The sequence below is a fragment of the Janthinobacterium sp. CG3 genome (assembly GCF_000344615.1).
Classification (GTDB): domain Bacteria; phylum Pseudomonadota; class Gammaproteobacteria; order Burkholderiales; family Burkholderiaceae_D; genus Janthinobacterium.
Genome location: NZ_KB467824.1, coordinates 4,135,069 through 4,149,429 on the forward strand (window position 1 = coordinate 4,135,069; position 14,361 = coordinate 4,149,429).

Annotated in this window: 12 protein-coding genes and 1 riboswitch; of the genes, 10 read left to right on the plus strand and 2 right to left on the minus strand. The window is 67.2% G+C overall.

Annotated features, from left to right (window positions below; genetic code table 11):
- Positions 1 to 16: 16 nt before the first annotated feature.
- A riboswitch (S-adenosyl-L-homocysteine riboswitch) is annotated at positions 17 to 91 on the minus strand.
- 154 nt (positions 92 to 245) lie between these two features.
- Positions 246 to 1,412: a methionine adenosyltransferase gene (gene metK / locus JANGC3_RS0118250; RefSeq protein ID WP_017877929.1), complete on the minus strand. Its 1,167-nt coding sequence runs from the start codon at positions 1,410 to 1,412 to the stop codon at positions 246 to 248.
- Positions 1,413 to 1,596: 184 nt separating this feature from the next.
- Here metK and JANGC3_RS29585 point away from each other — a divergent pair, with 184 nt between their 5' ends.
- From JANGC3_RS29585 to dapF, 3 genes are read left to right on the plus strand one after another with little or no spacing between them, the layout of a single operon-like run.
- Complete coding sequence (locus JANGC3_RS29585; protein ID WP_051068328.1) at positions 1,597 to 2,478, plus strand: lysophospholipid acyltransferase family protein; 882 nt, start codon at positions 1,597 to 1,599, stop codon at positions 2,476 to 2,478.
- Positions 2,475 to 3,347 (plus strand): LpxL/LpxP family acyltransferase, encoded by an 873-nt coding sequence (locus JANGC3_RS0118260; RefSeq protein ID WP_017877931.1) that lies wholly within the window; start codon positions 2,475 to 2,477, stop codon positions 3,345 to 3,347. The genes JANGC3_RS29585 and JANGC3_RS0118260 overlap by 4 nt, the downstream gene beginning before the upstream one ends.
- A gap of 20 nt (positions 3,348 to 3,367) precedes the next feature.
- Complete coding sequence (gene dapF / locus JANGC3_RS0118265; protein WP_017877932.1) at positions 3,368 to 4,234, plus strand: diaminopimelate epimerase; 867 nt, start codon at positions 3,368 to 3,370, stop codon at positions 4,232 to 4,234.
- 66 nt (positions 4,235 to 4,300) lie between these two features.
- Here the strand turns inward: dapF and JANGC3_RS0118270 are convergent, their stop codons facing one another.
- Positions 4,301 to 5,860 (minus strand): tetratricopeptide repeat protein, encoded by a 1,560-nt coding sequence (locus JANGC3_RS0118270; protein WP_017877933.1) that lies wholly within the window; start codon positions 5,858 to 5,860, stop codon positions 4,301 to 4,303.
- A 602-nt stretch (positions 5,861 to 6,462) separates the two neighbouring features.
- Here JANGC3_RS0118270 and JANGC3_RS0118275 point away from each other — a divergent pair.
- The 7 genes from JANGC3_RS0118275 (at position 6,463) to JANGC3_RS0118310 (ending at position 14,305) form a co-directional block, all read left to right on the plus strand.
- Positions 6,463 to 7,518 (plus strand): porin, encoded by a 1,056-nt coding sequence (locus tag JANGC3_RS0118275; protein ID WP_017877934.1) that lies wholly within the window; start codon positions 6,463 to 6,465, stop codon positions 7,516 to 7,518.
- Between the two features lie 235 nt (positions 7,519 to 7,753).
- Complete coding sequence (locus JANGC3_RS0118280; RefSeq protein ID WP_026133152.1) at positions 7,754 to 9,016, plus strand: porin; 1,263 nt, start codon at positions 7,754 to 7,756, stop codon at positions 9,014 to 9,016.
- A 158-nt stretch (positions 9,017 to 9,174) separates the two neighbouring features.
- Positions 9,175 to 9,843: a DUF484 family protein gene (locus tag JANGC3_RS0118285; RefSeq protein ID WP_017877936.1), complete on the plus strand. Its 669-nt coding sequence runs from the start codon at positions 9,175 to 9,177 to the stop codon at positions 9,841 to 9,843.
- Between the two features lie 13 nt (positions 9,844 to 9,856).
- Positions 9,857 to 10,804 (plus strand): tyrosine recombinase XerC, encoded by a 948-nt coding sequence (locus JANGC3_RS0118290; RefSeq protein ID WP_017877937.1) that lies wholly within the window; start codon positions 9,857 to 9,859, stop codon positions 10,802 to 10,804.
- A gap of 150 nt (positions 10,805 to 10,954) precedes the next feature.
- The gene (locus JANGC3_RS0118295) at positions 10,955 to 12,037 is read left to right on the plus strand and encodes a CobW family GTP-binding protein (protein ID WP_017877938.1); all 1,083 of its coding nucleotides are present in this window, start codon (positions 10,955 to 10,957) and stop codon (positions 12,035 to 12,037) included.
- A gap of 247 nt (positions 12,038 to 12,284) precedes the next feature.
- On the plus strand, positions 12,285 to 12,737 hold the full coding sequence (gene dksA / locus JANGC3_RS0118300; protein WP_017877939.1) for an RNA polymerase-binding protein DksA: 453 nt from the start codon (positions 12,285 to 12,287) through the stop codon (positions 12,735 to 12,737).
- Between the two features lie 290 nt (positions 12,738 to 13,027).
- Positions 13,028 to 14,305, plus strand: a complete 1,278-nt coding sequence (locus tag JANGC3_RS0118310) for an STAS domain-containing protein (RefSeq protein ID WP_017877941.1) — start codon at positions 13,028 to 13,030, stop codon at positions 14,303 to 14,305.
- The last annotated feature ends 56 nt before the right edge of the window (positions 14,306 to 14,361 follow it).

Consider the following 14,361-nt stretch of genomic DNA (forward strand, 5'->3'; position numbering starts at 1 on the left):
TTTCAGTTAGAAAAAAGTAACGTGAGCGCAGTTGCGGGAGAAAATTCCCGAGCCTGGCGAAAATGAATTCGTCGCAACGCTCCTCGGGTCTTCCATATTAGCATTGCGGTTGCCGCTTCGCCAGCCCGATTTGCAACTAAACCGCCATGCCGGGACCCGGCCCCGGGGTGGTTGCGTTGGCGGGAGGCGAAAAAAATGCGCCGCGGCGGCAGCCGGGCGCATCGTCGCGGGCGCGGGGCCGGCGTTTATTTCAAGCCGGCGGCGTCGCGCAGCAGGGCCACCTTGTCGGTGCGCTCCCACGTGAATTCCGGCTCTTCGCGGCCGAAGTGGCCGTAGGCGGCGCTCTTTTGGTAGATCGGGCGCAGCAGGTCGAGCATGTGCACGATGCCTTTCGGGCGCAGGTCGAAGTGCTCCTGCACCAGCGCGGCGATGTGCTCGTCGGGGATGACGCCGGTGCCCTCGGTGTAGACCGTGATGTTGATCGGCTTGGCCACGCCGATGGCGTAGCTGATCTGGATCTGGCATTGCCGCGCCAGGCCGGCGGCGACGATGTTTTTCGCCACGTAGCGCGCCGCGTAGGCCGCCGAGCGGTCCACTTTCGACGGGTCCTTGCCGGAGAACGCGCCGCCGCCGTGCGGGCTGGCGCCGCCGTAGGTGTCGACGATGATTTTACGCCCGGTCAGGCCGCAGTCGCCCTGCGGTCCGCCGATGACGAAACGGCCGGTCGGGTTGACCAGGTAGCGCGTGTTGCTCAGCCATTCGCGCGGCAGCACCTGCTTGATGATCTCTTCGATCACCGCCTCTTCAATCTGCTTGTGCGAGATGTCCGGCGAGTGCTGGGTCGACAGCACCACGGTGTCGACGCCGACCGGGCGGCCGTCGACGTAGCGCAGCGTGACCTGGGATTTGGCGTCCGGGCGCAACCACGGCAGGCGGCCGTCCTTGCGCAGCTGCGACTGGCGCTCGACCAGGCGGTGGGCGTAGTGGATCGCCGCCGGCATCAGCTCGGCGGTTTCGTCGCAGGCGTAGCCGAACATCAGGCCCTGGTCGCCGGCGCCCTGGTCGAGGTCGATGCCGGCGCCTTCGTCAACGCCCTGGGCGATGTCGGGCGACTGCTTGTCGTAGCACACCATCACGGCGCAGCCGCGGTAGTCGATGCCGAAGTCGGTGTTGTCGTAGCCGATGCGTTTAATGGTTTCGCGCGCCACTTGAATATAATCGACGTTGGCGTGCGTGGTAATCTCGCCGGCCAGCACCACCAGACCGGTGTTGCACAAGGTTTCGGCGGCCACGCGGGCGGTCGGGTCTTGCGCCAGGATGGCGTCGAGGATGGCGTCGGAAATTTGGTCGGCGACCTTGTCCGGGTGGCCTTCGGAAACGGATTCGGACGTGAAAAGATATTCGCTTGACATAGCAGGCTCCTGTTACTGTTAGAGAATGTTCTGTCGCAGTAAGGGCTGCCTGCGACGCTTTAGCGATATTTATATTCCGCTTCGCAAGTTGTCTGTTAACTCAGCGGATGTTCCTAACGTGTTATTTTACGCTTCTTAATTTTTTTTGGCCAAGCAACTTCGCCATTTTCGTTGAAACCTACCTATGCTTGTACCTCTCTTCCGATTTTTATCAACGTTTCCGCTGCCTGTGTTGCACGCCCTCGGCGCCGGGCTCGGCTGGCTGGTGTACCTGGCCTCGCCGTCGTACCGCCGGCGCATGCGCGAGAACATGGCGCGCGCCGGCTACGCGCGCCACCTGCGCGCCGCCGTCGCCGAATCGGGCAAGAGCATCGTCGAGCTGCCCTTCATCTGGTGCGCCGCGCCCGAGCGCGTGGCGCGCCACGCCAGCGAAGAGAATTGGGCGCTGGTCCAGCGCACCCTCGACAGCGGCCGCGGCATCGTGTTCCTGACGCCGCACCTGGGCTGCTTTGAAATCGTCGCCCAGCAGATCGCGCTGCGCACGCCGTTGACGGTGATGTACCGGCCGCCGCGCAAGGCCGCGCTGAAGCCGCTGATCGAGGGCGCCCGCGCGCGCCACAACCTGCACTTGGCGCCGGCGACTATGTCGGGCGTGCGCATGCTGGCCAAGTGCCTCAAGCGCGGCCAGCCGATCGGCCTGCTGCCCGACCAGGTGCCGCAGGAGGGCGAAGGCGTGTGGGCCGAGTTCTTCGGCCGCAGCGCCTACACGATGACGCTGCCGGCCAAGCTGGCGCAGATGGGCGACGCCCAGGTCATCGTCACCTACGCCGAGCGCCTGCCCGGCGGGCGCGGCTTCAAGGTGCATTTCGTCGCGCTCGAGGCCAGCCTCGAGGGCACGCCGGCGCAGCAGGCGCAGACCATCAACACGGCGATGGAGCAGTTGATCGCGCGCAGCCCGGCGCAGTATTTCTGGAGCTACAACCGCTACAAGGTGCCGCGCGGCGCCACCCCGCCCGGCCCCGGCGCCGACCCGCTCGCCGGCGCCGCCGCGGAGGGCCGGCCATGAGGGCGCTGATCGCCTTCATGTGGCTGCTGCACTGGTTGCCGCTGCCGCTGCTGGGGCGTTTCGGCGACGCCGTCGGCGGCCTGCTGTTCGCGCTGCTGCGGCGGCGCCGCGCGATCGCGCTGACCAATTTGCGCCTGTGCATGCCGGAACTGTCCGAGGCCGAGCGGATCGCCCTGGCGCGCCGCCATTTCCAGGCTTATTCGCGCAGCGTGTGGGAGCGCGGCATCCTGTGGTGGGCTTCCGAGGCGCGCCTGAAGCGCCTGATCCGCGTCGAACCGGGCTTCCCCGGCGCGCAGATCGGCGCCGCGCCGACCATTCTGCTGTGTCCGCATTTCGTCTGCCTCGACGTCGCCGGCGTGGCGACGGCGATGCAGATCAGCGCCTCGTCCATGTATGTGCAGCAGAAAAACGCCGCCTTCGACCAGGTGCTGCGCAGCGGCCGCTCGCGCTTCAAGCCGGTGCGCCTGTTCACGCGCCAGGACGGCATCAAGCCTATCCTGCGCGCGCTGCGCGAGGGGCTGCCGTACTTCATGCTGCCGGACATGGATTTCGGCGCCAAGGACGCCGAGTTCGTGCCCTTCTTCGGCGTCCCGGCCGCCACGCTGACGGCCACCGCGCGCATCGCCGCCGCCACCGGCGCCCAGGTGATCCCGGTGATCTCGACCTTCCTGCCCGGCTACCAGGGCTGGAGCGTGCGCTACTACCCGGCCTGGGACGACTATCCCGGCCCCGACATCACCGCCGCCACCGCCCGCATGAACGCGTTCATCGAGGCGCGCGCGCGCGAACACCCGGCCGAGTATTTCTGGACCCACAAGCGCTTCAAAACCCGTCCCGACGGCGCGGCGTCGCCGTACCAGGCCCGCTGAAACCACTTATACTCGATGCCATGAAAATCAAATTCACCAAAATGCACGGCGCCGGCAACGACTTCATCGTCGTCGACGCCATCAACCAGACGATCGATTTCACGCCGGCGCAGTGGCAGCGTCTGGCGGACCGGCGTTTCGGCATCGGCGCCGACCAGATCCTGGTGGTCGAGCGCTCCGCCAACCCGGCCTGCGACTTCCGCTACCGCATCTACAACAACGACGGCGGCGAGGTCGAGCAGTGCGGCAACGGCTCGCGCGCCTTCGTCAAGTTCGTCGTCGAAAAGGGCCTGACGACGCGCTCGAGCATTCGCGTCGAGACCATGGCCGGGGTGATCTCGCCGCGGCTGGAGGCGGACGGCAGCGTCACGGTCGACATGGGCGCGCCGGTGCTGGACGCGGCCGCCGTGCCGTTCGACAGCGCCGGCCTGGCCGGCCAGGCCGAGGGGCGCGACACGCTGTGGCCTTTGGCGCTGGACTTGCCCGGCGCGGCCGGCCAGGTGCTGGTGTCGGCGGTATCGATGGGCAACCCGCACGCGGTGCAGCTGGTGGCCGACGTCGACCTGGCCGCGCTCGAGCAAAGCGGGCCGCTGATCGAGCGCCACGCGCGCTTTCCGAAACGCGTCAACGCCGGCTACATGCAGGTGCTGGGGCGCCACCACATCAAATTGCGCGTCTACGAACGCGGCGCCGGCGAAACCCTGGCCTGCGGCACCGGCTCCTGCGCCGCCGTGGTGGCCGGCATCCGCCGCGGCCTGCTGGACTCGCCGGTCAGGGTCAGCGCGCGCGGCGGCGAACTGTCGATCAGCTGGGCCGGCGAGGGCCAGCCGGTGTGGCTGACCGGGCCGGCCGTCAGCGTTTTCGAAGGCGAGATCGAGGTCGGCTGAGGCGCCGTAACACGCGAGGCGCCGCGCACGTTTTTTGCGTTTACGGCGCGCCCACGTGCCCGCGCCTCAGGCCGGCAGCAGCGCGCCGTCCGCTTCCGCCGGCGCCCCCGGCAAGTAGGTTTTCAGGCGGTACAGGCGCTGGCGGTAATTGCCCTCCGGACCGTCGAAGCCGCAATCGACCTTCTCGAACAGGCGCGCGATGCGGTCGAGCGCCTGGCGTTGCTGGGCGCTGCGCACCAGCACCAGGCGGCGCTTGCTGCGCCCGTAGTTGGCGCGGATGTCGATCACCAGGCAGTGGCCCTGGTCGGCGCTGTTCAAGTCCAGCAGCAACATTTCCGGGCGCGACAGGCCGAACAGGCCGGCCAGTTCCAGCCGCGCCGCCAGCAAGGGCTGGCAGCCGGCCAGCTCGAGCGCCTGCAAGGGGCCGAGCGCCGCCCGCCACGGCGCCGCCTCGGCGCCGGGCGCGATCTTGCGCAGCGCCGCCTCCGCCTCGGCGCTGCCCTGGCTGGCCGCCTTCAGCAACCAGTAGGCGGCGCGCACGTCGCTGTTTTCAGCGTCGCGCCGGGTGCGCCAGGCGTGGATGCCGCATTCCAGTTGCGCGGCGCCGTGGCCCATGTCGGCGGCGCGCTCCAGATAAGACTTGGCCTCGCGCACGCTGCGCTGGGAAAACTCCGGTTTGATATAGATGCGCGAGAGCGCGAACCAGGCCTCGGCCAGGCCCTGTTCCCCGGCCTGTGTCAGCCAGCGGATGGCGCGCTTGAAATTGACCGCGCCATTGGCCGCGCCGGCGCCGGCCTGGACCCGGGCGCCGCGGGCGTCCATGCGCGCGCACCACAGGCCCAGCGCCAGTTGGGCGGCGCGGTCGCCGCCCTCGGCGGCCAGCTCGCAAAAACGCGAGCGCTCGGAATGGCCGACGCCGCTGGCGTCGCCGTCGCGGCCGAGCAGCTGCCCGCAGCGCGACAGCAGCAACACTTCGTGCGGCGCCAGCGTTGCGGCGGCCGGCCGGCGGGCGCCGTCGGCGCCGTCGCCGGCCTCGCGCAGCAATAGCCGCGCCATCGGCAAGGCCCGCTCCAGGAAGCCCTCGCCGTCGCCGTCGTCCCAAGCCTGGCCGAGCACCGTGTACAAGGCCGCGCTCACGCCGCTGTCGGCGGCCCGGGCCAGCCAGGCCTGGCCGCCCTGCGCCGCCGCGTCGGCGCGGCGCTCGTCGCCGGCGCCGCGGTGCTGGGCCAGCAGCCATTGCGCCTCGGCCAGGCCGGCCTGGGCGGCCCGTTCCAAGCCTTGCAAGGCCTTGGCGCGCAAGGCGCCGCCGCCGTCGTCGCGCGCCAGCGTCAATTGCGCCAGCACCAGCCCGGCCTGCACCACGCCGGCGTCGTAGGCGCGCTCGTAACTGGCCAACACCTCCGGTCCGCCCTGTTGCGCCACTTCATGCGGCACATGGGCGCCGATCAGCAGGCTGGCCTCGGCGCAATCCTGCTGCGCGGCCCGCTGCAACCAATGCAGGGCGGTCGGCATGCTTTTTGGCAAACCGGCGCTGCCGAACAGATAGAGTTTCCCCAGGGCGAGCTGGGAACGGCTGTCGCCGGTGCGCGCCCCCCTGATAATCCCTAGTTCTTCGCGATTGGCCATCGGTCCACTATGAAAGTTAATTCCAGCAATTTCGAATATATAGATAGTCGATAAACAGATTAGGCCACCCGGCCCGCTTTCAATCCATTGTGTCATTGTGAATATCTATTGGATTGCGCATTACATTAAACAGTGTAGCGTCCTCAGCCGTTAAAACCATTTGACCTGGCGCAAACTTTTCAAGGAAGGGATAAATACAACAGCCGCCGCGCGCCGCCTCCGGCGCGGCCGATGTTGCAACGCACACAAAAAAGCCCGTCCCGGCCTGCCGCCACGGCCAGCGTGTATGCGGGGCGGCGCGGCGACGGCGCCGCCGCCGCGGGCGCCGCCGGCAGGCGCGCGGCCGTCTGGATGCGCCGCCGGCGCTGTTTCGGCGCCAACAATAAGCACAAAACTACTGCCCGCCTCAAATCGCCGCGTTACAAAAATACAACAGCCTGGCGGCTTTCTTTAGCTTTCGACCAACCTTCCTCCCGATAATCGACCATTCCATCGATCTTGGCGCCGCCAGCATTTAAGGTTCAACTCATCCAAGTGTTGATCGCACCGCACTTTTCTGCTTCATGGATTTTTGAACAAGTTCACTTTATAGGGAATTAAAAATGAAAAAATCACTCCTGGTCCTGTCTCTTTTCGGCGCTTTCGCCGGTGTTGCACATGCACAATCGTCGGTCGTCATCTACGGCACCGTCGACGCCAACGTCCAAAAAGTGACCGGCACCAGCGCCGCGATCAGCAAGCACGACAACAACAAACTCGGTTTCAAGGGCGTCGAAGATCTGGGCAACGGCTTGAAAGCCCTGTTCCAACTGGAAATGCGCTACGAACTCGACACCGGCACGCTGGAAGCGAACACCCGTCCGCTGTTCCAGGGACAGAGCCGCGTCGGCCTGCAAGGCGCCTTCGGTACCGTGCGCCTGGGCCGCGGCCTGACCGCCTACCAGGAGACCAGCACCGCCTTCGAACCATGGTCGGGCATGCCTAGCCGCGCCGGCTTCCAGCCGGACATCCACATCGCCGGCTACACCAGCGATCCGCTGAGCGCGACCGGCAATTCGAAAAACCGTTTTTCGAATGCGCTGTTCTATAACACCCCGGTGATGTCCGGCTTCCAGCTGAACGCCACCGTCGGCGCCAAGGAAGCCAACGGCGGCCCGGCGATCATCGGCCGCAACCCGGTCATTGCAACGCCAACCCCGGCGAATCCGCAACGCTTCCAGTACGCCGCCAACTCGGCAGGCGACGCCAATCCTTACTCGCTGTCGGGCACCTTCACCAACGGCCCGGTCGCCGCCATGCTCGGCTACGAGCGCAACGCCGTCCAAACCAAACTGTGGTCGGCCGCCGCCTCGTTCAACCCGATCACCCCGCTGAAATTGATGGCCTCGTACCAGGAGCAGGACTTCGGCCACACCGCGTTCGCCGCCGCCGACGAAGCCAAATCGTGGGTGGTTGGCGCCAACTACACCGTCGGCTCGGGCCTGATCCGCGCCGGTTACGGCCGCCTGACCCCGGAGAACGCCACCAAAACCAAGCGCGCCTCGATCGGCTACGAGCACAACCTGTCCAAACGCACCTATCTGTACGCGGAAGCGTCGCAAACCAAGACCGCGGTCAAGACCAACTACTACGGCGTCGGCGTGCACCACAACTTCTAATCGGCGCAGGGCGAACCGTGCTACGGAACGCCCGCACCAGTGCGTCGCGCAAAACGGCAGTGGGCAACCACGGCCGTTTTTTTTCGTCCGCGCGGCGCCTGTGTCTTTTCCGCAACCAACGTTCCGGGCTAAACGTTGGCGTTCTGTACAAGCCCATAGAAGAGTGTCATATTGAACTGCGACGAAATAGTACGTACGTTCGTTTCAACTAAAAATACAACCATTTGGAGACAGCATGAACACAAAATTACTCGTTGGCGTGATTGCCGCGTGTTTCGCAGCGCCGGTACTGGCGCAGTCCAGCGTAGTGATCTATGGCATCGCCGACGCCGGCCTGATGTATGTCGACAACGGCGGCAAGGATAGCAAGGTCAAGCTCGTCAGCGGCATCGCCGACGGCTCGCGCCTCGGTTTCAAGGGCACCGAGGACATGGGCGGCGGCTACAAGGCCATCTTCAACCTGGAAGCGCGCGTGGAGATCGACACCGGCAACAACAAGACCGGCAATCTGAGTTCGAACCAGGGCTTCGCGCTGACGCGCGGCCTGGAACGCCTGCCGGCGCCCTTGCTGGCCGGTGTACGCGGCGCGCTGCAGCCGGCGGTCAACGTCAACACCAGCGGCGCGCTGTTCGACCGCACCTCGATGGTCGGCCTGGTCACGCCGGTCGGCGCCATCCTTGCGGGGCGCATGTACACGCCCGGCTACGAGGTGTTCAACAACGCCGACGTGTTCGAGTCCGGCACCGGCGGCGGCTGGGGCGGCATTGTCGGCGGCACCGGCGGCCTGCTGACGGCGGGCATGGCGATCCGCTCCGACAAATCGCTGCAATACCGCATCGAAACGCCGAACGGCTTCGGCGCGGCGCTGATGTACGGCGCCGAAAAGTCCGGCTACGTCGGCTTGGACAAGCGCTCGTGGGGCGGCAACGTGCGCTACAAGGCGAACGGCTGGAACGTCGGCCTGGGCCACAACCACGGCACCGACCAGGTCGGCAACCGCGGCCTGGTCACCACCACGCTGGGCGGCTCGTATGAAACCGGCGACGCCAAACTGTTCGCCGGCTACCACAAGCAAAAGAACGAAAACTCGGTCATCATCCGCCTCGCCGGCGAACAACTGGCGCCGGTCTTCGCCTCGCTGGGCGCGGCCGGGCCGGGCATCGCCCGGATGGTCAACGCGGCGCTGGTGCGCAACTTCTACCTCGACGCGGTCAGCTACCAGCTCGGCGCCCACTACAAGATCGGCGCCGGCCGCGTGATGGCCTCGGTGGTGCGCCAGGACGACAAGACCGCGTCCAACAGCGACGCCACCCAGTTCGCCCTCGGCTACGACCACAACCTGTCCAAGCGCACCGACATCTACACCGTGCTGGCCTACATCAAGAACACCAACCAGGGCCAATATGCGATCGGCGCGGCCAGCGCCTCGGGCGGCTTCACCGAGAAGGCCGGCGACGCCAGCCGCGGCATCCAGATGGGCATCCGCCACCGCTTCTAAGCTTGCCGGCTTGACGGCAACCGCGACAGGCGCCCCCGGGCGCCTGTTTTTATTTCTGCGCAGCACAGGCGAAGCGCGCGCGCCGCGGGGCTGTCGGTTAAAATTGGGATTCCCGCTGCGCAACGCCGCCGCCGACCACTTACCAACCGAAACGACCGATGACCGCCACACTGGATTCCACCACCGTCGCCCAATACCTGACGGCGCACCCGCAATTTTTCCAGGAGCACGCCGCCCTGCTAGGCGAGGTCAAACTGGCCAGCCCGCTGACCGGGCGCACCGTCTCGTTGCAGGAGCGCCAGATGGAAGTCATGCGCGACAAGTACAAGGCGCTCGAACTGCGCCTGTCCGACCTGTCGCGCCTGGCCGAGGAAAACGCCGGCATCGCCGCCAAGTTCCACGGCTGGACCCAGGACCTGCTGCGCGCCCGCGGCGGCGCCGGGCAGGCGCGCGCGGTGCTCGACGGCATGCTCGGCCATTTCGCCGTGCCGCAGGCCACGCTGCGCCTGTGGGACCTGGCGCCGGAACACCACGACGCCTGGTTCGCCCAGGGCGTCTCGGACGACGCCCGCCTTTTCGCCAACAGCCTGCTGGCGCCGTATTGCGGCAGCAACAACGACTTCGAGGCGGTGCGCTGGCTCGGCGCCGGGCCGGTGGCCTCGACGGCGATGCTGGCGCTGCGCGCGCCGGACGGCAACGGCGCCGCGTTCGGCCTGCTGATCCTCGGCTCGCCCGACGCGCAACGCTTCACGGCCGGCATGGCGACCGATTTCCTGGTCAACATCGGCGCCACCGCCAGCACCGCGCTGGCGCCGCTGCGCGCCTGAGGCCGCGGCCGGCATGAGCGAGACGCGCAGCAACGCCGACTGGCTGGCGGCCTACCTGTCCCAGCTGAGCAGCCAGCGCAAGCTGTCGCCGCACAGCGTGGCCGCCTACCGCCGCGACCTGCTGGAACTGGCCCGCTTCGGCGACGGCCTGGCCTGGGACGCGCTGGGCGTCGGCGAGATCCGCCGCTACACCTCGAAACTCCACGCCGGCGGCCTGAACCCGCGCTCGATCGCCCGCAAGCTGTCGAGCTGGCGCGGCTTCTTCGACTGGCTCGGCCGCCAGAGCGCGCTGGCGGCCAACCCGGCCGCCGGCGTGCGCGCGCCCAGGCGCGCCAAAACCCTGCCGAAGGCGCTGTCGGTCGACGACGCGGTGCGCCTGGCGGCGACGCCGTCGCGCCTGCACGGCGCGCCGCTGCCGGCCGAGCTGTGCAACCGCGCCATGTTCGAACTGCTGTATTCGAGCGGCCTGCGGGTGGCCGAGTTGTGCGGCCTGGACCGGCAACACCGCCCGGCCGGCGCGCACGGCCCGGCCTCGCTGGGGTGGATCGACGCCGCCGCCGGCGAGGTCGTGGTGACCGGCAAGGGCGGCAAGATGCGCAAGGTGCCGGTCGGCGCGGCCGCGCTGGCGGCGCTGGCGGCCTGGCTGGCGGTGCGCCCGGCGCCGGCCGACGGCGGCGCCGCGCTGTTCCTGAGCACCCGCGGCAGCCGCATCTCGCCGCGCCTGGTGCAACTACGCCTGAAGGCGCACGGCCAGGCCATCGGCATTCCCGTCAACGTCCACCCGCACGTGCTGCGCCACTCGTTCGCCTCGCACGTGCTGCAATCGTCGGGCGATTTGCGCGCGGTGCAGGAAATGCTCGGCCACGCCAGCATCACCTCGACCCAGGTCTACACCTCGCTCGACTTCCAGCACCTGGCGCTGGCTTACGACAAGGCGCATCCGCGCGCCAAAATCAAATAAACCGCCGCCGCCGGCCTGATCCACATCAAGCGCGCCAGCCGAATTTGCAAGCGGGCGCGGAAATCCGGCATAATCGTCGGCCTGCCGCGCAAAAATGGCGGCCCGGCGCAGATTCAGACCTTTATTCCACAGCAACGGCGGACAGCAACCATGGCACTCATTCCCACCACCATCCTGACGGGCTTTCTCGGTGCCGGCAAAACCACCCTGCTCAACCGCATCCTGCGGGAACCGCACGGCATGCGCATCGCCGTGATTGAAAACGAATTCGGCCAGGAAAACATCGACAACGAGATCCTGGTGCGGGACAGCACGGAACAGATCGTCGAAATGAACAACGGCTGCATCTGCTGCACCGTGCGCGGCGACCTGATCGTGGCGCTCGGCGCGCTGGCGCAAAAGCGCGACGCCGGCCTGCTGCAGTTCGACCGGGTGGTGATTGAAACCACCGGCCTGGCCAACCCGGGGCCGGTGGCGCAAACCTTTTTCGTCGACGACGAGGTGGCCAGCCACTACATGCTCGACGCCATCGTCACCGTTGTCGACGCGCACCACGCCATGGCCCAGCTCGACGAGCACGAGGAGGCCCAGCGCCAGGTCGGCTTCGCCGACAAGCTGCTGCTGTCGAAAACCGACCTGGTCGACGCCGCCGACCTGGCACTGCTGACGCGGCGCCTGAAGCGCATCAATCCGCGCGCGCCGATCGGCGCCGCCGATTTCGGCAACGTGCCGCTGGCCGAGGTGCTCGACCTGCGCGGCTTCAACCTCAACGAAAAACTGGAACTGGACCCGGACTTCCTGGCCACCGAGCCGGCCCACGTGCACGAGCACGAGCACGCCCACGAAGGCCATGACGGGCACGCACACGCGCACAGCGAAGCCTGCGCCGCCGACTGCGACGCGTCCGCCCACAACCACCACCACGCCGGCCACAGCGACGACATCGCCGCCTTCGTGTTCAAAAGCGGCCGGCCTTTCGACAGCGCCAAGCTCGACGAGTTCCTTAACGGCCTCGTCCAAGTGTACGGTCCTCGCATGCTGCGCTATAAAGGCGTATTGTTGATGCAGGGAGCTGAACGCAAGGTGGTGTTCCAAGGCGTGCACCAAATCATGGGCAGCGATCTGGGCGCGAAGTGGGGGGAAACCGAGGCGCGTGGCAGCAAAATGGTGTTTATTGGTAAAAATCTACCGAAAGACATCTTTATTCGCGGACTCGAACAATGTTTGGTATAAACTAGCCGGGTTTTGCGGCACGCCCCGCCGCCGTTGCCGCACGAACGGGACGATGAAATAGGATGGCAATATGCAGCAAAGCATGACAAAATTGGCAAGCAACGTTGCGCCGAAAACCTAGTTTCCACAAAACGTAACATCCGGAAAGCTGAAAAATGCCAAAGCGGATACCGGTGCAGCTGTCGGTGCAATTGCCGAATCAGCTGATCAATTTGAAAACTCTGTCGTATCGAAGGTAAGCGAAGTGATGACCAAAACTAATAAATCGACCCCCGCCGCCAACACAGAAGTCGCCCTCATCACCGAAGAAGAAATTCGTCAGATGAGCGAAAACGACTACATGAACCCGGCGCAACTGGCATTTTTCAAGGCGCGCTTGCAACAGCTTGAAAAAGACTTGCTGAAAAACGCAGGCGAGACCACCGAGCATTTGCGCGAAACCGTGCTGGTGCCCGATCCGGCCGACCGCGCCACCATCGAGGAAGAGCACGCGCTGGAACTGCGCACCCGCGACCGCGAACGCAAGCTGCTGAAGAAGGTGCAGCAATCCATCGCCAGCATCGACGGCGGCGACTACGGCTGGTGCGAAGAAACCGGCGAGCCGATCGGCATTCCGCGCCTGATCGCCCGGCCGACCGCGACGCTGTCGCTGGAAGCGCAGCAGCGCCGCGAACTGAAACAAAAGCTGTACGGCGACTGAGGCAGTGCCGGCCGTGCGGCGGCGGGCGGCTCAAGCCGCCAGCGGCCGGCCGCTCCTCAACAAGCACGCAACCCTCGGGCGCGTGCTTTTTTTGCGCCCAATCTATCAAAATGTAACGAAACGGGGCGCAGGCTTGCCCATGAGCTACACTAGCGTAAGCCGGCTGGCGTCGGCGGCGGCTCGGCCTTGGATCACGCCGGCCTCGGCGGCCCCCGCATCCGGCCGACGACACACGACATCGAGCTTCACACCCAGGACACTCTTGCAGTAGCGCAACGACGGGGAAAGACGTGGGACTGTTCTCACTGTTCAAAAAAAGCGGCCCCGAGCCGCAGCCGCGCCAGCGCGGCGACGACGGCGCCGCGCCGGCCGCGCCCAACAGCGAGGCCCAGCGCGACCAGGCGCAGTTGCGCCAGCGCGAAATCGCCCGCGCCACCGCCTTGAAAATCGACGCGATCGAGGCGGCGATGACCTTCGACATCTTCAACACGCCTGAACCGGCCTGGGGCAGCACGCCGCCGCGCCCGCCGCGCCGGCCCGCCACCGCCACGCTGGCCGCGCTCGACGCCAACAGCACCGAATTGCCCAGCTGCGAGCCGGGTCCCGCCGCCGCCGTCGAGGAAATCGCCTTGTTGTACGCCAACGGCCAACTGGCGCTGGCCGGACAGATGCTGGTCGACAGCCTGGCCGACGCCGGCGCCGACCGCACGCTGTGGTGGATGTTGTTCGACCTGTACCAGATCACCGGCCAGCAGCAGCAATTCGACAGCCTGTCGATCGACTACGCCAGCCGCTTTGAAACCTCGCCGCCGGCCTACGCGGCGGCGGCGGCGCGGCCGGCCGACCCCGCCTACGCCGGCGCCGCGCCGACGCTGGCCCTGGCCGGCGCCCTCGACGGCGGCATCGGCCCGGCCGTCGCACAGATGCAGCGGCAGGCCGGCAACGGCCCGGTGCTACGGCTGGACTTGAGCAAGGTCAACGCGGTCGACGCGGCCGGCTGCGCGCTGCTGCTGCCCGGCCTGCGGCAATTGCAGGACGGCCGGCGCGAACTGATCGTGGTCGGCGCCGCCGAACTGGCGGCGCGGGTGCGCGCCATCGTCCAGGTCGGCCGGCGCGACGAGGGCGAGGCCAGCTGGCTGCTGTTGCTGGAACTGCTGCAACTGCTCAAGCGCGAAAAGGAGTTCGAGGAAGCCAGCATGGACTACTGCGTCACCTTCGAGGTGTCGCCGCCGCCGTACGTGGCGCCCGAGCGGGTCGCCACCGCCGCCGCCCGCCAGTCGGCCTCGGCGGCGAGCGAGCGCTTCATGCTGCCGGCGCTGATCGACGCCGGCGGCGCCCTGCTCGAGGCGATCGACGCCTACGCCGCCGGCGACGGCGCGCTGGTGTTCGACTGCTCGCGCCTGCTGCGCATCGAGTTCGGCGCCGCCGGGCTGTTGCTGGCGCGCCTGCAACGCCTGGCCAAGGGCGGCAAGGCCATCGAGTTCCGCGACCTGAACCACCTGGTGGCGGCGCTGCTGCGCCTGCTCGCCTTCGGCGACGTCGCCAGGATCTTCGCGCACAAGTATTGAGGCCTGGAACCCGGGGCGCACCCCCGCGGTCAGACGGGGCCGCCGCGCCGCCGCGG